This is a genomic window from Klebsiella sp. SYXHC3, assembly GCF_057196925.1.
Genome location: NZ_JBXUNG010000001.1, coordinates 272,969 through 296,654 on the forward strand (window position 1 = coordinate 272,969; position 23,686 = coordinate 296,654).

Sequence of the window (23,686 nt, forward strand, 5' to 3'; positions counted from 1 at the left end):
CGAATCGAAACTACCGTTAATCTGATTATGTTTCTGTCGTTACTGGCCACCGCCTGGGATCTTTCGCTGGTTCACGACTTCCCCTGGTAACATGCAGCGGCGCCGTCGGGCGCCGCTGGTACCGAACCTATTTGAGGTAATCTGCCATATACTCTTCGATCATTTCGCTGAAGCTGTGGTTGGCGATAAACCCAAGACGCTGAGCATAGCGCGTGTCGAAATCGCCGGGCCACGAATTGACAATGCGTTCAATGGCGGCATTGTGCGTGAAGGTGATACGCTGCGCGACTTCACTGCCGGCAACCTGGCGCAACGCCGCGATCATCTGTTCGACGCTGACCGACAGCCCGCAGAGATTAATCACCCGACCGTCCGTCAACTGTGCTTCAGCCAGTTCATGCCCGTGAATTAAAGCCTTAATTGCGTTACGGGGCGATAACAGCCACAGACGGGTATCCGCCGTGACCGGGCAAACGGCGGATTCCCCATTAAGTGGCTCGCGGATAATACCGCTGGCAAAACTCGATGCCGCCTGATTGGGCCTCCCCGGGCGCACGACGATGGTGGGCATGCGCAGGCTTCTGCCATTAAGCCAACCGCGACGGCTATAATCCGCCAGTAACAGATCGCAAATGGCTTTTTGCGTGCCGTAAGAACTCTGCGGCAACCATACCTGTGAATCGCTCACTTTTTCCGGCAAGTCGCCGCCGAATACCGCCACCGAACTGGTGGTCACCAGTTTGACGCTCTGCGGCAACTGGCGCAGGTGCTCGAGCAGTTGGCGGAAGGCATCAACGTTGATTTTCATCCCCAGCTCGAAGTCCTGTTCCGCCTGGCTTGAAACGATGGCGGCTAAATGAAAGACGCTATCGACCTGAGCGGGAATCGCGCTACATAACCATTCGCTATCGCTGATGTCGCCGGTTAATACCTGTAAACGGCTATCGTCAATCCCCTGTAACGCCACGCGGTCGATAGCGATCAGTCTACCGATTTCTTGCGTTTCGCCCTGCGGGCCGCTTAGCGAACCACGCTGAAGTAGCGCCTTGACCAGTTGGGAGCCAAGAAATCCGGCGGCGCCGGTGACGGCAATCGTTAATTTATTATTCATGGTGATTTTCTCAATATTATTAATGGTTAACCATACGGGCAGGAATACGGAATATCGCCGCAGCGCCGATAAACAGCGTCGCGGATATGATTAAGGTGCCGGTTAGCGTCGAATGGGTCATATCGGTGAGCAGGCCCATAATCCACGGGGCGACAAAGCCGGCGAGATTGCCAAAGGAGTTGATTACCGCGATACCGACCGCGGCGGAAGCGCCGCCAAGGAAGGCCGTCGGCAGGCTCCAGAAGAGTGGTAGGGTGCTCAATCCGCCGGCGGCGCCAATTGTTAAACCGATCATCGCAATCACCAGATCGTGGCTGAACAGCGCCGCAATAATCATCCCCAGGCCGCTCATGACGGCGATGGCGGCGAGATGCCAGCGACGTTCTCTGCGTTTATCGGCGCTGCGCGAAGCGGCAATCATGGTGACTATCGCTGCGGCATAAGGAATAGCGGTTAACAATCCGACTTTCAGCACATCGCCTTCACCGGCGTTATGAATCAGCGTTGGCATCCAAAAACTGACGGTATAGAACCCGGCAATCAGGCAGAAATAGATAAAAGTCAGTAACCACACCTTCGGATTCTTCAAAACAGCCAGCATCGAACCATGCTGTTCGGTCTTATGGCTGCCATCGCTGCGCAGTCGCGCCTCGAGCAACGCTTTTTCGTCATCTGACAGCCATTTCGCCTGCGCAATGCGGTCGGTCAGCAGAAATATCACCAGCACGCCAATGAGCAGAGATGGCGCGCCTTCAATAATGTACAACCACTTCCAGCCAGCGAGACCGCCGTACTCATGAAAATGGCCCATAATCCACCCTGAGAGCGGAGCGCCGAGGATCCCGGAAAGCGGTACGGCGGTAGCAAAGAGGGCGAACATCCGCCCGCGGCGATAGCTGGGGAACCAGAACGAAAGATACAGAATTACCCCGGGATAAAAGCCAGATTCCGCCACGCCTAAAAAGAAGCGCACGGTATAAAACTCCAGCGGCGTGCGCACAAATGCCGTCAGCGGCGCAATGAGCGCCCAGGAAATAAGTAAACCGCCAAGTAAACGTCTGGCGCCAAAGCGATGAAGGATCATATTACTGGGAATTTCAAAAAAGAAAAAACCGATGAAAAATATTCCCGCACCGATACCGTAAACGGTGTCGGAAAATGCCAGATCGCTCGACATTTGTAATTTAGCGATACTGACGTTGATCCGGTCAAGATAGGCCAGAATATAGCAAATCATTAATAAGGGCAGCGTGCGGCGGACGACTTTCTTCCACACTAACTCTTCATTTATGGCAGGCGCAACGCCCTCCAGGCTCAACGCAGAGTGGTTTGACATAGTTCTATCTCCGAAAAATGAGCGCGCACCGGTGCTCACTGAGGCATTGATATTATGTAGGTTTTAGTTATTTAACCAGGCTTGCGCCCAATCCAGTCCGGCTTGCGTTCCGGCGCGAGGACTATATTCCGCGGCGACGTAACCATCATATTTTTCCTGCTCGAGTACGGCGAAAATCCATTGATAATCCACTTCGCCGTCAATCGGTTCCTGGCGCGCCGGTACCGACGCAATCTGAATATGGCCGATATACTCTTTATAGTTTTTCAATAAATACGTTAGATTGCCATCGACCTGCTGGGCATGGAAAATATCAAGCTGCAGTCGAATATTGTCGCGGTCCGCCTGGCGAATATATTCCATCGCCTGATATTGGCTGGAAAATAAATAACCCGGACGGGTGGCGGGCGATAAACCTTCAAGCAAAATGGTGATGTTATGCGGTTTGGCCAGATCCGCCGCGTAGCGTACGTTGTCAATAAACGTGTCCGCACAGTGCTGCCGATCGAACCCTTCGGTGACGCCCGCCATAACATGTATCGCCGGGCACTGCAGAGCCGCAGCATAGTGAATGGCTAAATCAATGGCTTTGCGGGCTTCCTCTTCACGGCCAGGTAAAGCCGATAATCCCCATTCGCCGCGTGCGGTATTGCCTGCCGGAGTATTAATGCCGATAAGCTTGAGGTGATGTTTCTCTAATTCGCGGGCGACGGTCTCTACGGGATATTCGTAAGGGAACCACATCTCAACGGCATTAAAACCGGCTCTGGCCGCCAGGGAGAAGCGCTCCAGAGGCGGATTTTCGCCGAATAACATCGATAAATTGGCAGCAAGTTTCAACATTATTGCATTCCTCGAAGCACAGTCATTTGTTGATGATCGAGATAGTTCACCGGGCTGTTTTTCAACGTGAAGAACAGGCGGGCGGACGCTTCCATCTCTTCCAGATTGTCGGCGGCATCGCGTAGCGATTTACCCACCACCACCGGGCCATGATTAGCCAGCAAAAAAGCCTTATGCTGCGCGGCGCGTTCGCCGAGCCATTGGCCAATCTGCGGATCGCCTGGGCGGAAATAGGGGACCAGCGGTATTTCGCCGACCCGCATGACCACATACGGTGTACAGGCCGGCAGGGTATTAGCCGGGTCCAGGTCCTGCAGGCAGGATAGGGCCGTCAGGTAATGGCAATGCAGATGGACGACGGCGCGACACTGCGGATTGTTGCGGTACAGCGCGAGATGAAAACTCACCTCTTTTGAGGGTTTTAAACCCGAGAGCAATTCACCGCTCAGAGTCACGTGCGACAATTCTTCGGCGTTAAGCTCGCCAAGACAGGAGCCTGTCGGGGTGGCCAGAATCGTGCCGTCAGCAAGCTGGACGGAAAGATTGCCAGCCGAACCGGTTGCATAGCCGCGATTAAAGAAAGAGCGAGCGATAGAGACCATCTGTTGGCGTAAGGATGACTCGTTCATGCACAAGCCTCCGCGGTCTGCGCGCGGGCAAAGAAATTGTCATCGCCAAAATTACCCGATTTGAGCAGCAGGAAAAGCGGCCGGGAATCTGCCTTGATCCACGGAACGCCGGGTGAGACTGCAGCGCCGATAGTGAAATGGTGAATATCAAGCGCTTGCGTTACCGCGCCGGAGGTCTCTCCGCCCGCGACGATGAACCGGCTCACGCCTTGCTGCGCAAGTTGTTTTGCTAATTGAGAAAACAGCGTCTCAACGATCAACCGACTTGGCTCGGCGCCATAGCGCTGTTGGATGTTGTGCAGCTCTGCGACCGAAGTCGTGGCGTAAACCATTGGCGCCATGGCCGCGTCGGACTGCTGGTGCAGCCATTCAACGATCTGACCGCAATACTCATCAAGCGTCCAGCGTTTATCAAGCAAACCTGCCACGTCCACGGCCAGCGCTGGCGCCAGTTGGCGGTATTTTTCCACCTGTGACTGAGTTCTCATAGAGCAGGACCCGGATAATACTACCGTACTGGCCGCTGGCGTGGTGACGCTAAAGGGAAGGGAAGGCTCCGTGGCGTTGGCCCAATTACGTGCGAGACCGGCGGCTAAGCCGGAACCTCCGGTAACCAGCTTCATCTCTTGTAGCGCTTGCCCCTGAATTTGCAGATGTTTCTCGTTTAATGCGTCCAGCGCGATATAGCGATAGCCCGCGGCGGATAGGGTTTGGAGCGCGTCGCGCACGGCCGCCTCGCCGGATTCCAGAATCTGCGCATTGATAAGACCGCATGTGCCGCGTGACTGACGTTCCATTAAACGGCGCAGATCGCTGTCATCCATGGGATTGACTGGATGATTGCGCATACCGGACTCCTGCAACAGGCGGTCTTCAACGAATAAATGTCCCTGATACACCGTACGACCGTTAATAGGCAACGCCGGAGAGAGCACCGTGGTTGCGACGCCCAGCGCATCCATCAAGGCATCGGTGACCGGACCGATATTCCCCTCGATCGTGCTATCGAAGGTGGAGCAGTACTTAAAATAAAAACGATCGCACCCCTGTTGTTGCAACCAGCGCAGCGCATTCAGTGACAGCGTCACAGATTCTTTGGCTGAAACAGAACGTGATTTCAGACTCACGACTAATGCGCGAGCATCGCCCTGGTAATCTTCACCGGGGACGCCGCTAAACAGGCTGGTCGCTATTCCGTTATTAGCCAGAAAACTGGCGATATCCGTCGCGCCGGTAAAATCATCGGCAATTATGCCTGCTCTCATATCCTGTCCCCTCATACAGCGAGTGTTAATTTACGGTATTATCTGTTGTTAAATGTTAATATCAATGATTGAGGTGATGAATACAGCGACGACGATCACAATAAATAACATTTATTATCTATTTTTCACATTAACTGGCACTGTTAATCCGGTGTACAGCCCTGGATAATGTGATAAAATGTGAAAATATGAGATAGCGAGACACCATCAGGAGAAATCGATGCTGCCATTGGAGAGACAAGAGAAGATATTGGAAATCATTAAAGACAAAGGGGTGGTCAGCGTCGTCGAACTGGTCGAGGCGCTGGGCGTGTCGCATATGACAATCCGGCGCGATATTCAGCGCCTGGAGCAGCTTAACGTGCTGGCCAGCGTATCGGGGGGTGTGGCACTTCCGCAACGAACCCGCCTGCTGAATGAACCTTCGCATCGCGATAAAACGCTTATGTTTCCCCAGGAAAAGGAGGCTATTGGTCTGGCGGCGCTTAAGCATATTCCCGCGAACAGCACCGTCTATCTGGATGCCGGGACCACGACGCTCGCACTGGCCGAAAACCTGGTTGAGCGTCAGGACTTGCTGATCATCACCAATGATTTCGCCATTGCCAATTTGATGATTGAACGCGGGCAATGTGAATTGATCCATACCGGCGGACGCTTATGCCGTGAGAATCAGTCGACCGTTGGCCACCTGACGGCAAAAATGCTGGAGAACCTGTTTATCGATGTCGCGTTTATTTCGGCGTCATCATGGAATTTGCGCGGACTGTCGACGCCCAACGAAAATAAAGCCATCGTGAAACAGACCGTGGCGAAGGTAAGTGAAAAATGTATCCTGCTAAGCGACTCATCAAAATATGGAAAAATGGCGAATTACCTGATCCTGCCGCTGAGCGAGCTTGATGTCATCATCAGCGATGACCGGCTGAGCGGCAGTGTGGTAAATCAGCTGAATGCGCTTAACGTTGATGTCGAACTGGCGACTACGCGTTAACCCGGCGTCGCGCGACAATAAACAGTCGCGGGAACAATAACAGCACTTTCCCGTTACACTGTAACGGATAATGTTGTTGTAACAGCATCAGATAACGCTCTAAAAACACGTTCTTTTCTTCTTCATCAAGATTCTGCAGATACGGGCGCAGACCGGTCGCCTGCAGCCAGTCAACGATCGCCTGGTGCGATTCCAGAGGGTGATAATAGGTGGTGCGCCAGATGTCCACCTCGCAACCGCTGTTGCTCAGCATGTCGTAATACTGCTGGACGCTGGGGAGCGGCTGTCGGCCACTTTCCGGAAATCCCAGCTCTTCAGCGACCTGACGCATCAGGGTATGAGAGGGCTCTTGCCAGTTATCCGGCATCTGAACCGCCAGAACGCCGCCATCGCTTAACTGGCCGGCCAGTCGCGGGAACAGCGTTTGATGGTCTGTGAGCCATTGTAAAGAGGCATTGGCATAGATCACGTCTGCGGGCTCAGATGGCTGCCAGTCTTCTATATTTGCGGTGATAAACTCACAATCGGGAAGCGCTTGCGCCGCCTGTGCCAGCATGGCGGCGGAATTATCAACGCCAATAATTCGCGCTTCAGGCCACGCTGCACGCAGTAAGGCCGTGCTGTTGCCTGGACCGCAGCCCAGATCCACAGCCAGCTTGACCGGCTGTTGCGCAATACGCGCCGTTAACTCAGCCGCCGGTCGGGTGCGCTCATCAGCAAATTTCAGATACAGCGAGGGATTCCAGTCTGCCATAGATAACCTCAAGTTAACGATCCGCGTCTATCAGCATAGAGGACGTAGCGCGGTTGTGAAGTTGTTTTTTAGTGACAGCGTCACTTTTTTGGGGCGAAGGGTGCGGCGCTCATCACACAGATTGCAGGGTTTCTTCGTTACACTGGTAGGGCATATATAACAGGGATGAATGAAATAATGGCCTTAACCATCAGGGTATTACTGGAAAATCGCCTTGCGGCGCACGCCGATCCGGCGTTGACTGCCAAAGCCGGACTTAGCCTGCTCCTTGAAGATGAAACCAGCAAAGTGCTGTTTGATACCGGCCCTGACGGCAGTTTTCTTAAGAATGCGCAGCGGATGGGGATTAAACTGGATAACTTGACCGCGGCGGTATTATCACACGGCCATTACGATCACTGCGGTGGCGTCCCCTGGCTGCCGGAGGGGAGCCGAATTATTTGTCATCCACAGCTTACCCAACCGCGCTATGCCGCTATCAGCCTTGGCCGGCACGTACGCAAAATCAAAAAACTCTCGCTTGAGCTCGACTATTCCCGCTTTCGCATGGAATGCTACCGGCAGCCGTTTGCCATCAGCGAACGTCTGTTGTGGTCCGGCGAGATTGTGGTAAACCGTCCGCAATCCTTTGGCGTTTTAGCCAGCGCGCCGTTGACGCCTGATTATATCGTCGATGAAGGCGTCCTTATTTATCTTTCCGACCACGGTCTGGTCATCATCTGCGGCTGCGGACATCGTGGCGTAGAGAACATTGTGCGGCATTGTCAGAATATCACCGGCATCGAGCGGGTCCACGCATTGATCGGTGGGCTACACCTGCGCGCCGCATCCGTCGCCAGGGTCTGGCAGGTGAGAAGTTACTTACAGCAGCTGCAGGTGGAGAAAATTTTGGCCTGCCACTGTACCGGCGCCTGGGGAAAACTGTGGCTCGCCGGCGCACAGTCGCCGGCTACAGGGGATATTTTGCAGCTAGCTTAATAAGGATCAGTCGGCATCTTTGAGCATTTCGGCGCGCCGGGCGGTGGCATAGACGAATTCCAGCATCGGCTCAAGGTCAGTATCATGACCGGCCTGGATAATTTTTCCGCGTAGCCATTCGATTTCGCTGGTGATATCCGGGTGAAAGATGTTGTTGTCCTGCGCTTTACGCAACCATTTGAGAAGAAAGTTATTTTTCCCTCTCGCTCCGCCCGATTTTTTCGTTTTTACGTGGATTTTCAGCGCGACCAGAATGCAGTAGTAAAAATGAACGCGCTGGTTGAAACTTTGATGCATGTCGGTATTTCCCGCCAGGGTAAGCCGCTCGCCGCATCAGGCGACGAGTCGAATGGAGCCAGGTCACGGGGGGATCGTTTTGTTGACGACCTCTATCACTGCACCCGTACCGCCCGGCATCCAGGACTGGATGCTCGCGGAATGGTGGCACGGATATTAAAGCGTCGTCAATTATTGATTAAATTGTTACCAGTATCATGATTAATCGGCATACATCATACGTTCGCCCTGGTCTGTTGCAGACGAACCCGAAGCAGCAGGATAAACGCCATGGCGACTATCACCGCAGCTAGCAGATACAGCGTATCAAGCGCATAATAACCCGCCACCCAACCGGCCACCGGGCCGGTCAAACCCAGCGCCAAATCGAGAAAGGCTGAATAGGTACCCAGCGCCGTACCCTGGTTTTGTTCTTCTACCTGTTTCACCGCCTCGACGCCCAGCGCCGGAAAGACCAGCGAGAAACCAGAACCGGTGAGGAATGCGCCGATACCGGCGATCCACGCCGACGGTGCCTGCCAGATAATCAATAACCCAAGACACTCTACTACGAAGCAGACAAGCGACACCGGCACGCCGCCGTAGCGGGTAATGGTGTTGCCAAGGATCAGGCGTATACAAATAAAACCGATGCTGAAAAGAGAGAGGGTGAAGGCCGCGCCTTGCCAGTGGTGAGCCGAAAAATAGAGGGTAATAAAGGTGGCGATAACGCCAAAGCCGACGGTACCCAGCGCCAGTCCCAGCCCGTAGGGCCAGATTCTGCGCACTACCACATGGAATGGCGCTCTCACTCCGGCGGTCACGCTGACATCCTGGCGGGTACGGGCGAAGAGTAATCCAATTAGCGCAACCAGCACCACCACTACGGCAAAACCGCTGATGCCAAAATAACTATTGAGCATCACCCCCAGCGGCGCGCCGACGGCCATTGCCACGTAGGTCGCGACGCCATTCCATGAAATCACCCGCGAGGTGTGAATCGCGCCAACGGTTTTAATGCCCCATAACGTTGCCCCGGTGGCAGTAAAGCTCTCTCCCACGCCGAGGAAAACCCGGCCAATCAACAGGGCACTGACGGCGAGAAGCGGTATAGCTTGCAACATCACCGCCGCGAGGGTGAAGAGTCCGCTTAACATGCAGCAGATGATGCCGAGGCTAACGACCTTTTTTGGCCCCCAGATATCGGTATAGCGGCCAGCATGCGGGCGGCTTACGAGCGTTGAAATGTACTGCAGGCTGATAACGACTCCGGCGATTAGCGTACTGTACCCGAGCTGGTAGTGGATGTAGCCGGGAAGCACCGCCAGCGGCAGGCCGATGGAGAGATAGCAGATACAGGTGAAGACAACGATGGAAATAATTCGCAGGTTAAGCTGAGTGGTGCTGACAGAAGTAGTCATAACGCTAAGTGTTTAAAACGAAAGGGAGGTTAAGCATAGCGCAAGCGCGGCGGCTCCGGCGAGCGGGCGAGCATTTTATGCCAACGCTCGGTTCATTTATTGGCAAAATGACCGATAATATAGCTATACAGATGATAAATAACGCCCATATTATTTCTTAGAGTGATACCTGAGTTTGAAAGGGAAATGGATGAGTGGCCAGTCTTAGGATGGAGCACGGCAATCTATTTGCTTCCCGGAGGTCATCGCGATGAAAAAATTACTTATATTGCTCATTGTTTTTGCTGTATCCGCCTGTTCAGGAGGTTCCTCATCATCCTCGGGGATGGCGCCGGGTCAGGGCCTTGATTCGCAAACCTGCATGAACGACACCATTGATGCTAACAGCGCCTGCGGCCATTCGGTTGCGCCACAGTTTAATTGATAGAAGACAGCCTGAGAGAGGAACGCGCCTCAAATCAGGCTGCCGACTATTTTAACGGGCAAAGCGCTTCGAACCGATCACGCAGAAAATGATGCCAAGCGTGACGACAACCATCAACGGGCTCACTGATTCATGAAGGAGTAGTGCCGCCAGTGCCAGGCCGAAAAAGGGCTGCAATAGCTGGAGTTGACCGACCGCCGCAATACCGCCGATTGCCAGTCCCCGATACCAGAAGATAAAGCCGATCATCATGCTGAATAACGAGACATAGGCCAGCGCCGTCCATGCAGACGCACTGATACCACGGAAACTGACGGGAAGCGTTAACCCGCAGGCTAGCAACATCAGGGGTAGGGACAGAAGCAGCGCCCAACAGATGACCGCCAGCCCGCCAAGCTCTCGGGTGAGGCGCGCCCCTTCGGCATAACCCAATCCGCAGACCACTACCGCCGCCAGCATCAGCAGATCGCCCGCGACGGAGATCCCGACATTACCGGCCAGCGCGAAACTGGCTACCAGTATGCTGCCCAGCAGCGAGAATCCCCAAAAGGCAGGGCGCGGTCTCTCACCACCGCGGATCACCGCGAAAATCGCCGTCGCTAGCGGCAATAACCCAATAAAAACAATTGAGTGGGCAGACGTCACCCGCTGCAGCGCTAGCGCCGTCAGCAGCGGAAAACCGATGACCACGCCGCCGGCAACCAGCGCCAGTGAACGCCATTGTCCCGCTTGCGGGCGCGGCAGGCGTAAAAGCCAGATCAGGCCCAGCGCAAGCACCCCGGCAATCGCCCCACGGCAGAAAGTCAGGAAAAAAGGATCGAACTCCTGCACGGCGATGCGGGTGGCGGGTAGCGAGCCGCTAAAAATAGCGACGCCGATAAAACCGTTTATCCAACCGGATATAGAAGTGGAAGCGCGACGGTTGTGCACGTGTGACCTCTTTGTAGTGATAGTTAATGTGGTTGACCGGGTCGATAGTAGGTCGCAAAATCCATGACAATCAAATAATTGTCATGGATACAATGACGATGAAAAACCGCTATAAATCTCTGGTTGATCGCTATGCGGCAGCCATCCGCAGCGGTGCGCTGGCGGCTGGCTGCCAGCTGCCGACCCATCGGCAATTGGTCGTTGAACACGGAATTTCGCTGGCTACCGCGACGCGGGTCTACCGTGAACTGGCGTTAATGGGGCTGGTCAGCGGCGAAACGGGACGCGGCACTTTTGTGCGTGAACTGAGCTTGCCGCCGGGGCTGGGTGTCGATCAGCACGCCATTGCCCCGGACATGATCGATCTTAATTTCAACTCTCCGGCGTTGCCGGAACAAACCGTTCTCCTGCGCGAGGCATTAAAAAAACTGTCTGGCGCGGGCGATCTGGAGGCGTTGTTACGCTATCAACCGCACGCCGGACGCATGAGCGAACGGGAAATAGTGGCCCAGCATCTTAACAGACAGGGTATGGCGGCCAGCGCCGGGCAGGTCGCTATCGTTAACGGCGCTCAGCATGGGCTGGCGGTCACGCTCGGCGGCCTGCTGCGTCCCGGCGATGTGGTTGCGGCAGATGCCTTGACCTATCCGGGATTTCGCGCTCTCGCCAGGCTCTATCAACTTGAACTGGTTGCTATCCCGCACACAACACAAGGGCCGGATCTCGACATGCTTCGCAGCCTGTGTGAAAAACGGCGGGTAAAAGCGATTTACACCATGCCGACGCTGCATAACCCTCTTGGCTGGGTAATGAATCTGGCGCAGCGTAGTCAACTGGTTGATATTGCCCGCCAGTTCGATTTGTTCATCATTGAGGATGCCGCCTATGCGTGGTTGATTGAAAACGCGCCGCCGCCGCTGATGTCGCTGGCGCCTGAGCGTACGGTCTATGTGTGCGGTTTTTCAAAAAACATCGCCACCGGTTTACGGGTTGGCATGGTGGTATGCCGCGAAGCGTTAATGCCGGCGATAGAGCGGACGATCCGCGCCACCAGCTGGAATACGCCGGCCTTAACGACGGCGCTGGTCTGCGGCTGGATCCAGGATGGGACGCTGGCCCGGCTCGAAACTATAATGCGCGCAGATGCGCGGCGGCGGCAGGCCATCGCCCGTCAGGCGCTGGCGGGTTTACCGATGATCGGCAATGAAAATGCCTGGTTCCTTTGGCTGCCATTGGGCGAGGAGATCCGCGCCGATCGCGTCGTGAAACAGCTGCTAACCATGAATATCGCTATTTCCACCGCCGAACCTTACAGCGTCGGGCGCGATGCACCGCACGCTTTGCGTCTGGCGCTGGCGTCACCGAGCCTCGAAAAACTGAGCGCTGCGCTGAAGATGATGAGGCCTATTATCGAGTACGGCGTTTAACGACCGTGCGCTTTTGACAACCATCCTTCGTCGCTAACCGAAGTATCCTCTGGTTGGTGCTTTTACTCTTTGCCCTGGCGCGGCGGCTTGCTCGTCGCATCATGCTAATACATAATAAAAAGAGAATTAAAAGTAAATAACATTCTCTTTTTGAGATTAAATTGTGCAAGGGGTAACGCAGATGCGACAAATCAGGCCGGAGATAAACGCTTTCTTATTAGCGCTGGCAGGGGCGACGGTATTAATGATTGGTATGGGTTACGGCCGCTTCGCCTTCACCGGGATCCTGCCGGTGATGTTAAGCGATCAGATCCTGACGCTGCGTCAGGGGAATCTGGCCGCCTCCGCTAATTATGCCGGATACCTGCTGGGGGCATTGTTACTGGCGAAGGCAAAGCCGGAGCAGGCGACCAGAATGAATATTGTCTCGATCATTCTGACGCTAATTTGTCTGGCGCTACTGGCCTGGCTGCGTTCGCCGCTGGCTATCATCATCTTGCGCGGGTTGGCCGGGGTACTCAGCGCGGTAACGCTTATCTCCGCCTCGTTATGGCTACTGCAACATATGAAACATCATAACGGCGCGCCAGTGCTGTTTGCCGGGGTCGGAATGGGGATCTTTTTGTCGGCGGAGTTTATTGCCGCCGGTAAAGCGCTGGCGTTTAGCAGTCAGCAAATCTGGCTACTGTGCGCCATCACGGCGACGATACTGTTTTTATGCGCCTTGCGCGGATTATTAAGCCCGGCGGATTCGCTGCTGGCGTTAAACAGCGGGCCCGCAACAACGATGCCGAGCGACAATGGGCGCACGAGCGATGCGGTAAAATTGCTGCTGATTTATGGCCTCGCGGGCTTCGGCTACATCATCACCGCGACCTATTTGCCGCTGTTTTTGCACGGCGCGCTATCGGGTATCGACCCGGTGCACCTGTGGGCGGTATTTGGTCTCGCGGCGGTACCTTCCTGTTTTATCTGGCACCAACTCGTGCTGAAAATTGGCTATCCGCGGGCATTTTGTAGCAATCTCGTTATTCAAGCCTTCGGCGTGGCCTTACCGGCGTGGAGCCACTCATTCACCTTTTGTTTGTTGAGCGCGCTGCTGGTTGGAGCGACCTTCCTTGGGACGGTAACCATCGCCTTGTCAGAGGGCAAGCGGCTAAATCAGGCGGTAAAATTTAATATGATCGCCGCGCTAACGGCGACTTACGGCGTCGGACAGATAATCGGGCCGCTGGTCGCCGATGGGTTATACAGCCTGACGGGATCGTTTAACCCTTCACTATTGACGGCCAGCGGCGTGTTGCTGGGAGCCGCCGGGCTGGTTGCCTGCGGCCGGCGCCAGCAATAACTGGCGCAGGACGTCGAGAATCGGCGATACATACCCGCGGCGCCAGATAAGCTGGGTGGCGGCCTGGGTGACATAATGCGTCTGGCAGCCTGCGGGTAGCGTGAGCAGGGCCAGAACGCTTTCCGGGAGCAAACAGGCGTAGCGACCGGTGGCGACGTTGGCCATCATCGCGTGATAGGAGCTGACATCGACGATGTCCACGTGTGCTCCCGTCTGCTGCAGATACTCGATGCCTCGCTGGCGGTAGGAACATCCTGCCGGGAAGGCGGCAAAACGGTAGTTTCGCCCCTCGGCAGGGGCGATAAGGACCAGTTGTTCGATAAAAAGCGGGAGATATTCAAGCGTCTGTGGGCATTGAAGGCTGCCGTCCGGACCGGCCGGCAGTGAAACCAGCGCGCAGTCCAACGTGGAGTTTTCAACCAGTTCAGTCAGCTGACGGGTGGGCATGGTACGCAATGTCAGGTCGGCGTCCGGGCAGCGTTGCTGAAACAAAGGCAATACGGCAGGCAGACGGCTGGCGGCACAGGCTTCCATCGCGCCGAGCTTTAACGTTCCCGCGGGGCGCGCCGGGTGCAGCGCCAGTTTGGCTTCTTCGGCAAGGCTTAAAATTCGCCGCGCGTAGCTGAGGAAGTTTTGCCCGGCGGGAGAAAGCAGCATCTTCTTGTTTCCGCGTACGAAAAGCTCGGCTTCCAGCTCCTCTTCAAGCTGCTGAATGCGCGTGGTGATATTGGACTGCGCGCGACCAAGTTGTTTCGCCGCCTGAGTGACGCTTTGGGTTTCGGCCACCAGCTTAAAGATCAGTAATGTGGTGTGGTTCATATTTTTCTTCTCAATATGACAATATGGTTGATCTTAACATCTTAAAAAGAGATGGTTAATGCCTCACATCGCAAATTGCACAGGATCGCCAATGAATCAGCATTTACCGCGATTACTTAATATTCGTTACCCGATTATTCAGGCGCCGATGGCAGGGGTGTCGACACCGTCCCTGGCTGCAGCGGTAAGCAACGCCGGAGGATTGGGTTCGCTGGGGCTCGGCGCGTCGACGGTTACGCAGGCGCAGGCGCTTATTGAACAAACCCGGCAGCTCACCGATCGTCCCTTTAACGTCAACCTTTTCTGTCATACGCCGTCGCGCCGCGATGCCGTTCAGGAAGCGCAGTGGCTGGCGCGGTTGGCTCCGGCGTTTGCCCGTTATCACGGCACGCCGCCGAAACAGCTTAACGAGATTTATCAGACCTTCCATCAACATCAATCCATGCTCGATATGCTTCTTGAACAGAAGCCGGCGGTGGTGAGTTTTCATTTTGGCGTGCCGTCGTCAGAGGTCATTCGCCGCTTCCAGCAACAGGGAATGGTGACGATGGCGTCCGCCACCTGCGTCGACGAAGCGCGATTAATTGCGCAAGCGGGTATTGATGTCGTTATTGCGCAAGGGTATGAGGCCGGTGGTCATCGGGGGATTTTTGACCCACACGGCGACGATCGTCAAATGAGCACCTTCACTCTGCTTCAGGCTCTAAAGCAGGCTGTCGATTTACCCATTGTCGCCGCCGGCGGCATTATGCATGGGGCGGCGATAGCCAGCCTGATGCAGCTCGGCGCGTCGGGCGTTCAGCTGGGAACCGCATTTTTATTGTGCCCGGAAGCGGGTATAGATAGTGGATATCGACAGGCGCTCACGCAAAATAGTGACATTGTCACATTTTTGACAGCGGCTATTTCGGGTCGGCCAGCACGCTGCGTTAAAAATAGCTGGCACGAAATCGGCGAAGGAGAAATTCCCGCCTATCCGCTCGCTTATGACGCCGGAAAAGCGCTGGCGACGGCGGCAAAAGCGCAGGGCGATCATGGTTTCGGCGCGCACTGGGCGGGACAAGGGGTGGCGATGATCCGCGAAATGCCGGCGGCAGAGCTGGTCAGGGTTCTCGTGGAGGAAGGCGGCCTGCAGTAGCCGCCTGCGAATGAGAGCTTAGCGGCGATGGGCAAGCTGTCGTACCAACCTGTCGCCGATCATTTGTACGCCCTGGACCATCACCACCAGAATCAGCACCGTACCGACCATCACCTGATCGTTAAAACGCTGATAACCATAGCGAATCGCCAGGTCCCCAAGACCGCCGCCGCCAATGACGCCCGCCATCGATGAAAAGCCAATCAGCATCACGATAGTCAGGGTGATCCCGGCAAGCAGGGTCGGTAGCGCCTCCGGCAGCAGCGATTTAAAGATAACGTGCCACAGATTACCCCCCATCGACAGAATGGCTTCAATGCGTCCGTAATCCACTTCGTCGAGCGCGTTTTCGGTCAGTCGCGCGAAGAACGGAAAAGCGCCGATGGTAATCGGCACGACGGCGGCGGTGCTGCCTAAGGTGGTGCCGATAATCAAACGCGTGAAGGGGATCAGCGCAATGAGCAGTACAATAAACGGCAGCGAGCGGCCAAAATTAATAATCGCCCCCAGCAACGCATTCAGTTTCGGCATCGGCGCCAGGCCGTTGCGACGGGAGACAAACAGTAACACGCCGACCGGCAGGCCGATTAAAATGGTAAACAGCGCCGCCAGACCTACCATATAGAGGGTTTCCAGGCTGCCTTCCCACAATAAGGGCCATAAATCTTCCCAACTCATGCGACTACGCATAAAGGCCTCCCGTGAAAGCCGTGACGGGCAAGGAAATCCTGCTCCGCCTGCGGATTATGCAGTAACGACTGACGTAATCTGGACCACGGTGCCACCAGCAGGTCGGCGATTTTCCCGCTCTCGATGACTTCTCCATGCTCCAGCAACGCCGCGTGATCGCACAGCGTTTTGACGACTTCCAGCTCATGGGTAATAAGCACGATAGTCAGATTGAGCCGCTGATTGATATCGGCCAGTAACGCCAGCACCGAGGTGGTGGTTTCCGGATCGAGGGCGCTGGTTGCTTCATCGCATAGCAGCACATCCGGGCCGGCCGCCAGCGCGCGGGCGATGCCGACGCGCTGCTTTTGACCGCCGGAAAGCTGGGATGGAAAGGCGGTTGCTTTATCCGCCAGTCCCACTAACTCCAGCAACTCGAGCACGCGTTCGCGGCGCGCACGTTTGTCGACACCGGCGATTTCCAGCGGAACCGCGACGTTGTCAGCCACGTTGCGGGCATGCAGCAGGTTGAAGTGCTGGAAGATCATTCCGGTGCGCAGACGGTGCTGACGTAAACCGGCTTTGTCTAACTGAGTGATATCATGCCCGTTCACCACAATTCGGCCCGCAGAGGGCCGTTCGAGTAAATTGAGACAGCGGATCAGCGTGCTTTTTCCTGCGCCGCTGCGCCCGAGAATGCCATAAATCGCGCCTTTCGGGATCTGCAGCGACACGCCGTTTAACGCCGGTCGGCCTGTTCCGGCATAGGTTTTACTCAGCCCGACGACCTCAATCATGATTGCGGCGCAACCGGGATAACCGAGCCGTTATAGTTTTTGCGAATAAACTCGGCAACCTGCGGCGAGGTGAGATCTTTGGCCAGCGCTTTAATGCGTGGGTCATTAGCCAACTGCGGCGTCGTTACCAGGATATTGGCGTAAGGGTTGTTGTTCGCGCTCTCCAGTCCTAACGCATCTTTCGCCGGTACCAGTCCCGCCTCCAGCGCGTAGTTGCCGTTAATGACCGCTAAATCGACATCGTCTAAGGAACGCGGGATCTGCGGCGATTCAATTTCGAGGATCTTCAGATGTTTGGGATTTTCCACGATATCTTTCGGGGTGGCTAACGTGGTCGCCGGGTTGGTGAATTTAGCGCCGAGTTTGATTAATCCCTGGCTTTGTAGCAGGAACAAGGCGCGACTGAGATTGGTGGTGTTGTTCGGCACCGCGACGGTCCCGTTTTCCGGGACGGAATTAAAGTCTTTGTGCTTACGGGAATAAATACCCAGCGGTTCAATATGCACCGTAGCGGCGACGGCAAAGGTCTTACCCAGCGCTTTTTCCTGATCCTTCAGATACGGAACGTGCTGGAAGTAGTTGGCATCAACGTCGCCATTCGCCAGCAGCTCGTTGGCGTTAACGCCGCTGGTGAGTTCGACCACTTTGATATCGAGGCTGGGATCGATTTTTTTGATGTAATTGAGGATCTCAGCGTGTGGTACCGGGTCAGCGGCAACGCGCAGCGCGGCAGCCTGGGCGGATGTCCATGCCAGAGAAAGAGATAAAGCGACCCCTGCCAGTTTGAATGCGGCATATTTCATCTTGTTATCCTTATTAAATTAAACGATCAGTTGCTCAGTACGTTCGCGAAAAACATCCTGGTAATAACGTTCGGCGACATCCGGGTGGGAACGCAGCCGCCCTTTGAGGTAATTCCAGCCAACATCCCGCAGCAGCGGATTTTGCGGATCGCTATCCGGGCCGAGCGCTTCCTGCGCCAGATGGGCGGGCAGGCGGTACACCGGCACCACGGCATCGAGCTGCGCGCCAAGAAAGAAGGCGATTGAGAGGCGTTCCTGTTCTGCCGGCGGCGAGACCACGCGATGAACGGTGGCGCGCAGGTAACCGTTAGTCGCCAGCTCAAGTAGCTCACCGATATTCACCACAAAGCTGCCCGCCAGCGGCGTGGCGTCGATCCAGTGCTCCGGCGCGACTTCCACCTGCAGTCCTTTTTGCTCGTCCTGTAACAGGAAGCTTAAGAATCCAGAATCTTTATGCGCCCCAACGCCTTGTGCGCTTTTGGTTTCACGCTGACCGGGGTAGCGAATCAGTTTGATATGTTCATTCGGCTTCTCGCCATACAGCGCGTCAAAGGCGTCGGCAGGTAACTGTAGCGCTTCGGCAAACGCGCGCAGCAAGGTGATCCCAACGCCGGTCATCGCCTGCTGCCAGCCCAGTAGGGTCGGTTTCAGCGACGGTAGCGCGGCGGGCCATAAGTTCGGTCCCTGCAGACGCTGCCAGCGTGGCGCGTTTTCGGCGAGAGTTAAAGCCGGGCGTTCGGCGCCGATGTCAAACTGTTCGCGCCAGTCTGGCTGGCCGCGAGTGAGCTCGGAAGCCGCGCGGTTATAGCCGCGAAAGTGCGGGGAATGAATCATCGCCACCTGCTGCTTTTCGCTATCATCAAGAGCAAAAAAGCGTCGCGCCTGGCGTTGAACTTCGGTTTGCAATCCGGCGTCCACGCCGTGATTAATAAGATAAAAGAAACCAATATCGCGAGCGGCATGGCGGAGGTCGGCAAGAAAACCGCTCTTTTCAGCAGGGTTGGTATAGCGGGCCAGATCGAGAATCGGCAAAGTCGTGGCGTTCATTGTGTTCTCCGAGAACGGGGTACGGGTCATTGGCTATGAAGTGATTCTGGGTTCGGCAACAACAACGGCGCATGATGATTTCCTCTGTCGGGTAGATGCGCTCAGCTTGCCTTAGCGCAATTTTTTCGACCAATAACGTTCTTTTCTAATTTATGACCGCGGTGGGTTCAGTGCTTTTGCGAAAAACAGATAAGGAGTGGGGAAACCGCGTGGGTGTGATGTAAAAAAGTGGCGGGATGTTGCATGATGCCGCCGCGGTCCGTATGGTGGGCGAAATTTTTCATGCAGGAAAAACAATGCACACGTCAAAAGATCCGCTTCACGGCGTGACGCTCGAAGCGTTACTCACTGACCTTGTGGCCAGATATGGCTGGGATGAACTGGCCCGACATATCAAAATCAACTGTTTCAAAAGCGATCCGAGCATTAAGTCGAGCCTGAAATTTCTGCGCCGCACGCCGTGGGCGCGTAAAGAAGTCGAAAACTTTTATCTCGATTCTCTGGAAGGGCTCATCGACAAACCCGCCGACGCTGGCCCGTGGGCCAACTGGCAGAAGAAATAACGCTTATCAGGTTACCGCTTGTTCATTGACCCCATTGCGTAGCGCTCCCGGCGCTTTGCCGGTAATGCGTTTAAAGGCGCGGCTAAAGGCGGCGAGCGAGTTGTAGCCGAGGCGGAAGGCGACTTTTTCCAGCGCTTCGCCTTCATGGCTGATGTATTGTACCGCCAGGCGCATGCGTAATTCTGTCAGGTAGCGGGCCGGCGTGGTACCGGTGGCGGTGAGAAAACGTTCGGCGAACACCGAACGCGACAGGCCGGATTCGCGGGCCAAGTCTTCTACCTTCCAGTTGACGCCGGGCTGCTGATGCATAGCATATATCGCGCGCGATAGCTTCGGGTCGCGCAGTACCTGTACCCAGCCGGTAGCGTTACCGCAGCCGCATTCCACCCAGGCGCGGACGATCAGCGCCGCGACGACGTCGGCGAGACGTGCCAGAATGCCGGCATAGCCCACCTGACGCGTCAGGGATTCACGCTCCATTGCCGCCAGCAGCGGCTGGATTTCCGGGCGGGCGCTTAACAGGCTACTCACCAGCATTACCTCCGGCATGGCCCGAACCAGCGGCTGCATTCCGCCTAATTCAAAATCCATACAGGCGCTGAAGATAACCGCATTCTCTTCGGTATTAACGCAGCCCGCGTTTTTGATGCAGGAAACCGTCCCGCAGACCGGTTTGCTGTCGAGCTCCATCACATTCACCCGCGCGGCTTTGCTATCTGAGAGCAGGGCGTGCGCATCGCTATTGGGAATAAACACCGCATCGCCGCTCTCAAGCGAGAACTGTTTACCGTTGCTCATTTGTAGCAGCAGCGGGCCGCGGCTGACAAAATGAAACTGCGCTTTGCCAGGAACCGAATTAAACTCCACGCCGAAAGGACGCGAGGTTTCAATCCGTCGGTATTTCACTCCCGACAGTCGCATGCCCTGTAACAGCTCGCTGGTCAGATCTAAGGTTTGCTGGCTCATCGTTTTTCCGGACGAATAATCAATAATTGCAGAGTATGTATCATATATCGTCTTAACGGAAGCCACTAAGCTTGGCGAATGTTAATGATTCTGGAGAGATGTATATGAGTTCTTGCATTGTCGCTGAAGAGAGCGCGATTAACGCCCGCCCGGCGTGGCGCGCCGTGTATGCGCTGGCGTTGGGGGTCTTTGGCCTGATCGTCGCTGAATTTCTACCGGCCAGTTTACTGACGCCGATGGCCAGCAGCCTGGGCGTAAGTGAGGGGATGGCCGGACAGGCGGTGACCGCCACGGCGTTAATCGCTCTGGTGACGGGGTTATTGATTACCTCTGCTACCCGCAATATCGACCGTCGCTGGGTGCTGATGTTCTTTTCCGTATTGCAAATCATCTCCAGTCTGATCGTGGCCTTTGCCGGTTCACTGGAGTTCCTGCTGCTGGGACGCTTGCTGCTTGGTATCGCTATCGGCGGCTTCTGGGCGATGTCGACGGCGACGGCGATGCGGCTGGTTCCGGCGGCGATGGTGCCGAAAGCGCTGGCGATTATCTTCTCGGCGGTGTCGATTGCCACCGTAGTGGCGGCACCGCTGGGTAGCTATCTTGGCGCGCTCATTGGCTGGCGTAACGTCTTTATCATCTGCGCCGTACCGAGCCTGGTTGCGCTACTGTGGCAGCTATGGGTACTGCCGTCGATGCGCCCGGAGAGTGCTGGCAGCTTTAGTACGCTCTTTAAGGTACTGCGGCGGCCGGGAATGGTTGGCGGCCTGCTGGCTTCGATTTTGATTTTTGGCGGACACTTCGCTTTCTTTACCTATCTGCGGCCGTTTCTCGAAACCGTGGCGCTGGCAAGTGTAGAAGGGGTGTCGTTGATTTTGCTGGGGTTCGGCGTGGCCAACTTTATTGGCACCTCGCTTGCCGGGCATCTGCTGGCGCGCAGTTTGCGTTTGACGCTGGCGCTGGTGCCACTGGCGATGAGCTTGCTGGCGCTGATGATGGTGCTGTATGGTCATATTGCGCTACTGGATGGCCTGTTGGTCGCCCTGTGGGGATTTGCATTCGGCCTGGTGCCGGTGGCCTGGTCAACCTGGCTTGCCACTACGGTACCGGATGAAGCGGAAAGCGCAGGGGGATTATTAGTCGCGGCGATCCAGCTGGCCATTAGCGCCGGGGCTGCCGGCGGTGGGGCAATATTTGATATCAGCGGCGCCAGCGGCGTATTTACCGGCAGCGGGCTGTTATTATTAAGCGCCATGCTGATTGTCTTTATTGGCGTCAGGGTGACGCCGCCGGTCAGAAACAATTAATGATTAAACGCGCCGACTGGCGCGTTTATTTTTCTTAAGGCGCAGCGAGTACTCATTTTATTATTATAAAACGAGCGACTAATTGATGAGTTGAAAAACTTCTTACGCTTTCCCGCGTGAATGCGGTTGCTGGCCTCAGCGTTTTGTCAGGTGGTTTCCATCACAGATTGGGCGCTATGTTATTAATTATTCTATTAAATAGCGTCTGTCAGTTGGTCAACGATAACTTTACCGCTGTTATCAAATTGGGTAATACGAAAATTAACGTTCCACGAGCGGCGAGTATTAAATTTATCAAACAGGGAGACGCGGCCTTTTTTCTTACCCTCTTTATTGAGGATCACCCACTCAGTCACTTCGGTATACTGCTGGCTAGGTTGATGACCGCTTTGTTGTTCAACTAATTGGTCTTCAGAATCCAGTTTTAAATAATCGCGTAACATTTTGCACCTCTTTGTTAATGTTTTTTTAACGTTACTCCTTTTTTTGATTCTTTCAATCTGAGTTTTTAATCGATGTGTGTGACTATTAGTTGGCGATCTAGCTGTTATATTTTTGCTAATCACTCTGCTGAATCCCAGGCTATTGTAACCATTCAGCACTAGACCGACCTACGGAAGCGAAGCGATGAATGCCTCATCCAGCGGAAAGAGGCCCGTTGGATGTGGCATTGATTACCCGGTTTTTGGGATTGAGGTTATTCATCGTGCTGATGAATATTACAGCACCGCTACGTACTTAATACCGTTATTGTTCTGTTTTAGCCTTTCCAGCGCCTGTGGGATCTCGTCGAAACTGACGCTTTCTATCGGCGGCATCATCAGTTCGCCGCGGCCAATTTGCTGCAGCATGTTTTCCCCGGCCTGACGTAATCGACTCCACTGCCTCTGGGTACCGTAAGGATGGATTGCCGCCAGCGCGACCTCATGCAATGAGATACTGGTAGTAAACGCCGGTAGCGGCGCGTGCTCGAGCCGGTCTTGTATACAGACCAGATGGCCGTAGTAGCCGAGCAACCCGGCAAGCGAAAGGGCATTTTGCTGATTTACGGTATCGAAAGCGGCATACAGCGATTTACCCGCCAGCGCGCGTTTTAGCTCCTGCGGCCAGGAAGTATGGTGATAATCAAAGGCCTGAATCACCCCACGAGCCAGTAGTTTCGGGTGATGCGTGGCGCTGGCCGTGACGTAGACGTTAGCGCCGCTCTCAATCAGTAATTGGCTTAGCAGACTGCCGGCAGCGCCGCCGGCGCCGCTGACCAACACATTCTCGCCAGCCGGAAGGGGGATCTTTTGCGCTGCCTGCCACGCTGTCAGACCAGGGCACGGCAGCGCCGCAGCGGTAAGGTCGCTAATGTGGTCGGGAACCGCAATCACCGCCTGGGCGCTGACTAACGTATGGCGGGCAAAGCTACCGTCAAAACGCAGGTCGGTGTGATACATCACACGCGTGCCGGGACGAAGGTGGCGGGCGTTGCGGCCAACGGCGGTAATCACCCCCATACCGTCGACGCCGGGGATCTGATCCTCCTGCCAGGCGTCGGAGAGACCGGCCATCAGCTTCCAGTCGACCGGATTAAGGCCAATGGCGCGGTTCTCGATCAGCACCTGATCGTCAGCGGGCGTGACTAATGTTTTCTCATGGCGTTCAAGCAGAAGCGGGGAGGCGTGCTTTTTCCACAGCCAGGCGTCGGTTTTTATCATTGTTTCTTCCTCTGGTGTTGGTGAGCTATCCATTTAAACAAAATCAGAACTCAAGATAATTCCATAAATAGCAATTATCTATTGCGATTAGTGCTGTTTATCGCAATAGCATTCCATGAAACACTTTGCTCATATTTTCAA

24 protein-coding genes are annotated in these 23,686 nt (G+C 55.2%); 7 read left to right on the top strand and 17 right to left on the bottom strand.

All coding sequences use genetic code 11. The annotated features are described in order from the left end of the window. Positions 1 to 127: 127 nt before the first annotated feature. The 5 genes from denD to otnK form a co-directional block, all read right to left on the bottom strand. A complete protein-coding gene (denD, locus tag AC2CGP_RS01320) occupies positions 128 to 1,111 on the bottom strand; it encodes a D-erythronate dehydrogenase (RefSeq protein WP_045360802.1) in 984 nt (327 codons plus the stop codon). Between the two features lie 19 nt (positions 1,112 to 1,130). Further along, a complete protein-coding gene (locus AC2CGP_RS01325; RefSeq protein ID WP_015366709.1) occupies positions 1,131 to 2,447 on the bottom strand; it encodes an MFS transporter in 1,317 nt (438 codons plus the stop codon). Positions 2,448 to 2,510: 63 nt separating this feature from the next. Beyond that, on the bottom strand, positions 2,511 to 3,290 hold the full coding sequence (gene otnI, locus AC2CGP_RS01330; protein ID WP_020078910.1) for a 2-oxo-tetronate isomerase: 780 nt from the start codon (positions 3,288 to 3,290) through the stop codon (positions 2,511 to 2,513). Then, complete coding sequence (otnC, locus tag AC2CGP_RS01335) at positions 3,290 to 3,919, bottom strand: 3-oxo-tetronate 4-phosphate decarboxylase (RefSeq protein ID WP_032711593.1); 630 nt, start codon at positions 3,917 to 3,919, stop codon at positions 3,290 to 3,292. The genes otnI and otnC overlap by 1 nt, the downstream gene beginning before the upstream one ends. Next, positions 3,916 to 5,184 carry a 3-oxo-tetronate kinase gene (gene otnK, locus AC2CGP_RS01340; protein ID WP_045365832.1) on the bottom strand — a complete coding sequence of 423 codons (1,269 nt, stop codon included), beginning with the start codon at positions 5,182 to 5,184 and terminating at the stop codon, positions 3,916 to 3,918. Before otnK ends, otnC begins: the two co-directional genes overlap by 4 nt. Before the next feature lie 220 nt (positions 5,185 to 5,404). Between otnK and AC2CGP_RS01345 the strand changes: the two genes are divergently transcribed. After that, complete coding sequence (locus AC2CGP_RS01345) at positions 5,405 to 6,178, top strand: DeoR/GlpR family DNA-binding transcription regulator (RefSeq protein ID WP_015705335.1); 774 nt, start codon at positions 5,405 to 5,407, stop codon at positions 6,176 to 6,178. Here AC2CGP_RS01345 and tam read toward each other — a convergent pair. Then, on the bottom strand, positions 6,168 to 6,932 hold the full coding sequence (tam, locus tag AC2CGP_RS01350) for a trans-aconitate 2-methyltransferase (protein WP_154105099.1): 765 nt from the start codon (positions 6,930 to 6,932) through the stop codon (positions 6,168 to 6,170). The two genes, AC2CGP_RS01345 and tam, sit on opposite strands and share 11 nt — an antisense overlap. 177 nt (positions 6,933 to 7,109) lie before the next feature. Between tam and AC2CGP_RS01355 the strand changes: the two genes are divergently transcribed. After that, positions 7,110 to 7,910, top strand: a complete 801-nt coding sequence (locus AC2CGP_RS01355; RefSeq protein ID WP_045365837.1) for an MBL fold metallo-hydrolase — start codon at positions 7,110 to 7,112, stop codon at positions 7,908 to 7,910. A 6-nt stretch (positions 7,911 to 7,916) separates the two neighbouring features. Here the strand turns inward: AC2CGP_RS01355 and AC2CGP_RS01360 are convergent, their stop codons facing one another. From AC2CGP_RS01360 to AC2CGP_RS01370, 3 genes are all read right to left on the bottom strand, one after another. Next, the gene (locus tag AC2CGP_RS01360; RefSeq protein ID WP_015366702.1) at positions 7,917 to 8,207 is read right to left on the bottom strand and encodes a hypothetical protein; all 291 of its coding nucleotides are present in this window, start codon (positions 8,205 to 8,207) and stop codon (positions 7,917 to 7,919) included. Between the two features lie 215 nt (positions 8,208 to 8,422). Then, positions 8,423 to 9,607, bottom strand: coding sequence for an MFS transporter (locus AC2CGP_RS01365; RefSeq protein WP_032714453.1), 1,185 nt, complete (start codon positions 9,605 to 9,607; stop codon positions 8,423 to 8,425). Positions 9,608 to 10,082: 475 nt separating this feature from the next. Further along, positions 10,083 to 10,961 (bottom strand): DMT family transporter, encoded by an 879-nt coding sequence (locus tag AC2CGP_RS01370; protein WP_045365839.1) that lies wholly within the window; start codon positions 10,959 to 10,961, stop codon positions 10,083 to 10,085. 98 nt (positions 10,962 to 11,059) lie between these two features. On the opposite strand from AC2CGP_RS01370, the gene AC2CGP_RS01375 reads away from it, so the two are divergent. Further along, entirely contained in the window at positions 11,060 to 12,388 is a 1,329-nt protein-coding gene (locus AC2CGP_RS01375) for an aminotransferase-like domain-containing protein (RefSeq protein WP_154105608.1), read from the top strand. A gap of 181 nt (positions 12,389 to 12,569) precedes the next feature. Then, positions 12,570 to 13,736, top strand: coding sequence for a YbfB/YjiJ family MFS transporter (locus AC2CGP_RS01380; RefSeq protein ID WP_164513129.1), 1,167 nt, complete (start codon positions 12,570 to 12,572; stop codon positions 13,734 to 13,736). Here the strand turns inward: AC2CGP_RS01380 and AC2CGP_RS01385 are convergent. Further along, entirely contained in the window at positions 13,668 to 14,555 is an 888-nt protein-coding gene (locus AC2CGP_RS01385; protein ID WP_484502230.1) for a LysR family transcriptional regulator, read from the bottom strand. The genes AC2CGP_RS01380 and AC2CGP_RS01385 overlap by 69 nt on opposite strands. Positions 14,556 to 14,646: 91 nt before the next feature. Here AC2CGP_RS01385 and AC2CGP_RS01390 point away from each other — a divergent pair, with 91 nt between their 5' ends. Further along, on the top strand, positions 14,647 to 15,693 hold the full coding sequence (locus tag AC2CGP_RS01390) for an NAD(P)H-dependent flavin oxidoreductase (RefSeq protein ID WP_484502231.1): 1,047 nt from the start codon (positions 14,647 to 14,649) through the stop codon (positions 15,691 to 15,693). Between the two features lie 18 nt (positions 15,694 to 15,711). Here the strand turns inward: AC2CGP_RS01390 and AC2CGP_RS01395 are convergent, their stop codons facing one another. From AC2CGP_RS01395 to AC2CGP_RS01410, 4 genes are read right to left on the bottom strand one after another with little or no spacing between them, the layout of a single operon-like run. Beyond that, a complete protein-coding gene (locus AC2CGP_RS01395) occupies positions 15,712 to 16,371 on the bottom strand; it encodes a methionine ABC transporter permease (protein ID WP_161798788.1) in 660 nt (219 codons plus the stop codon). Further along, the gene (locus tag AC2CGP_RS01400; protein WP_074163056.1) at positions 16,368 to 17,159 is read right to left on the bottom strand and encodes a methionine ABC transporter ATP-binding protein; all 792 of its coding nucleotides are present in this window, start codon (positions 17,157 to 17,159) and stop codon (positions 16,368 to 16,370) included. Before AC2CGP_RS01400 ends, AC2CGP_RS01395 begins: the two co-directional genes overlap by 4 nt. Further along, entirely contained in the window at positions 17,156 to 17,962 is an 807-nt protein-coding gene (locus tag AC2CGP_RS01405; RefSeq protein ID WP_015366692.1) for a MetQ/NlpA family ABC transporter substrate-binding protein, read from the bottom strand. The genes AC2CGP_RS01400 and AC2CGP_RS01405 overlap by 4 nt, the downstream gene beginning before the upstream one ends. An 18-nt stretch (positions 17,963 to 17,980) precedes the next feature. After that, positions 17,981 to 19,009, bottom strand: coding sequence for an isopenicillin N synthase family dioxygenase (locus tag AC2CGP_RS01410; protein ID WP_015705347.1), 1,029 nt, complete (start codon positions 19,007 to 19,009; stop codon positions 17,981 to 17,983). A gap of 296 nt (positions 19,010 to 19,305) precedes the next feature. Between AC2CGP_RS01410 and AC2CGP_RS01415 the strand changes: the two genes are divergently transcribed. Next, entirely contained in the window at positions 19,306 to 19,572 is a 267-nt protein-coding gene (locus AC2CGP_RS01415) for a VF530 family protein (RefSeq protein ID WP_015366689.1), read from the top strand. A gap of 6 nt (positions 19,573 to 19,578) precedes the next feature. Here the strand turns inward: AC2CGP_RS01415 and AC2CGP_RS01420 are convergent, their stop codons facing one another. Further along, positions 19,579 to 20,538: an AraC family transcriptional regulator gene (locus AC2CGP_RS01420; RefSeq protein ID WP_015366688.1), complete on the bottom strand. Its 960-nt coding sequence runs from the start codon at positions 20,536 to 20,538 to the stop codon at positions 19,579 to 19,581. Positions 20,539 to 20,642: 104 nt separating this feature from the next. Between AC2CGP_RS01420 and AC2CGP_RS01425 the strand changes: the two genes are divergently transcribed. Next, the gene (locus AC2CGP_RS01425) at positions 20,643 to 21,842 is read left to right on the top strand and encodes an MFS transporter (protein WP_015705349.1); all 1,200 of its coding nucleotides are present in this window, start codon (positions 20,643 to 20,645) and stop codon (positions 21,840 to 21,842) included. Positions 21,843 to 22,036: 194 nt separating this feature from the next. Here AC2CGP_RS01425 and AC2CGP_RS01430 read toward each other — a convergent pair whose 3' ends face one another. Together AC2CGP_RS01430 and AC2CGP_RS01435 are read right to left on the bottom strand one after the other, a co-directional pair. Beyond that, a complete protein-coding gene (locus AC2CGP_RS01430; protein WP_015366686.1) occupies positions 22,037 to 22,285 on the bottom strand; it encodes a hypothetical protein in 249 nt (82 codons plus the stop codon). A gap of 276 nt (positions 22,286 to 22,561) precedes the next feature. Next, positions 22,562 to 23,545 (bottom strand): zinc-binding dehydrogenase, encoded by a 984-nt coding sequence (locus AC2CGP_RS01435; protein WP_052765797.1) that lies wholly within the window; start codon positions 23,543 to 23,545, stop codon positions 22,562 to 22,564. Between the last annotated feature and the right edge of the window lie 141 nt (positions 23,546 to 23,686).

Coding starts and splice junctions, on each gene's coding strand:
- AC2CGP_RS01430 (WP_015366686.1), bottom strand. CDS start 22,285: ATGTTACGCGATTATTTAAAACTGGATTCTGAAGACCAATTAGTTGAA.
- AC2CGP_RS01385 (WP_484502230.1), bottom strand. CDS start 14,555: ATGAACCACACCACATTACTGATCTTTAAGCTGGTGGCCGAAACCCAA.
- AC2CGP_RS01405 (WP_015366692.1), bottom strand. CDS start 17,962: ATGAAATATGCCGCATTCAAACTGGCAGGGGTCGCTTTATCTCTTTCT.
- tam (WP_154105099.1), bottom strand. CDS start 6,932: ATGGCAGACTGGAATCCCTCGCTGTATCTGAAATTTGCTGATGAGCGC.
- AC2CGP_RS01390 (WP_484502231.1), top strand. CDS start 14,647: ATGAATCAGCATTTACCGCGATTACTTAATATTCGTTACCCGATTATT.
- AC2CGP_RS01425 (WP_015705349.1), top strand. CDS start 20,643: ATGAGTTCTTGCATTGTCGCTGAAGAGAGCGCGATTAACGCCCGCCCG.
- AC2CGP_RS01420 (WP_015366688.1), bottom strand. CDS start 20,538: ATGAGCCAGCAAACCTTAGATCTGACCAGCGAGCTGTTACAGGGCATG.
- AC2CGP_RS01435 (WP_052765797.1), bottom strand. CDS start 23,545: ATGATAAAAACCGACGCCTGGCTGTGGAAAAAGCACGCCTCCCCGCTT.
- AC2CGP_RS01395 (WP_161798788.1), bottom strand. CDS start 16,371: ATGAGTTGGGAAGATTTATGGCCCTTATTGTGGGAAGGCAGCCTGGAA.
- AC2CGP_RS01325 (WP_015366709.1), bottom strand. CDS start 2,447: ATGTCAAACCACTCTGCGTTGAGCCTGGAGGGCGTTGCGCCTGCCATA.
- AC2CGP_RS01355 (WP_045365837.1), top strand. CDS start 7,110: ATGGCCTTAACCATCAGGGTATTACTGGAAAATCGCCTTGCGGCGCAC.
- otnC (WP_032711593.1), bottom strand. CDS start 3,919: ATGAACGAGTCATCCTTACGCCAACAGATGGTCTCTATCGCTCGCTCT.
- otnK (WP_045365832.1), bottom strand. CDS start 5,184: ATGAGAGCAGGCATAATTGCCGATGATTTTACCGGCGCGACGGATATC.
- AC2CGP_RS01400 (WP_074163056.1), bottom strand. CDS start 17,159: ATGATTGAGGTCGTCGGGCTGAGTAAAACCTATGCCGGAACAGGCCGA.
- AC2CGP_RS01360 (WP_015366702.1), bottom strand. CDS start 8,207: ATGCATCAAAGTTTCAACCAGCGCGTTCATTTTTACTACTGCATTCTG.
- AC2CGP_RS01380 (WP_164513129.1), top strand. CDS start 12,570: ATGCGACAAATCAGGCCGGAGATAAACGCTTTCTTATTAGCGCTGGCA.
- AC2CGP_RS01375 (WP_154105608.1), top strand. CDS start 11,060: ATGAAAAACCGCTATAAATCTCTGGTTGATCGCTATGCGGCAGCCATC.
- AC2CGP_RS01345 (WP_015705335.1), top strand. CDS start 5,405: ATGCTGCCATTGGAGAGACAAGAGAAGATATTGGAAATCATTAAAGAC.
- otnI (WP_020078910.1), bottom strand. CDS start 3,290: ATGTTGAAACTTGCTGCCAATTTATCGATGTTATTCGGCGAAAATCCG.
- AC2CGP_RS01415 (WP_015366689.1), top strand. CDS start 19,306: ATGCACACGTCAAAAGATCCGCTTCACGGCGTGACGCTCGAAGCGTTA.
- AC2CGP_RS01365 (WP_032714453.1), bottom strand. CDS start 9,607: ATGACTACTTCTGTCAGCACCACTCAGCTTAACCTGCGAATTATTTCC.
- AC2CGP_RS01410 (WP_015705347.1), bottom strand. CDS start 19,009: ATGAACGCCACGACTTTGCCGATTCTCGATCTGGCCCGCTATACCAAC.
- denD (WP_045360802.1), bottom strand. CDS start 1,111: ATGAATAATAAATTAACGATTGCCGTCACCGGCGCCGCCGGATTTCTT.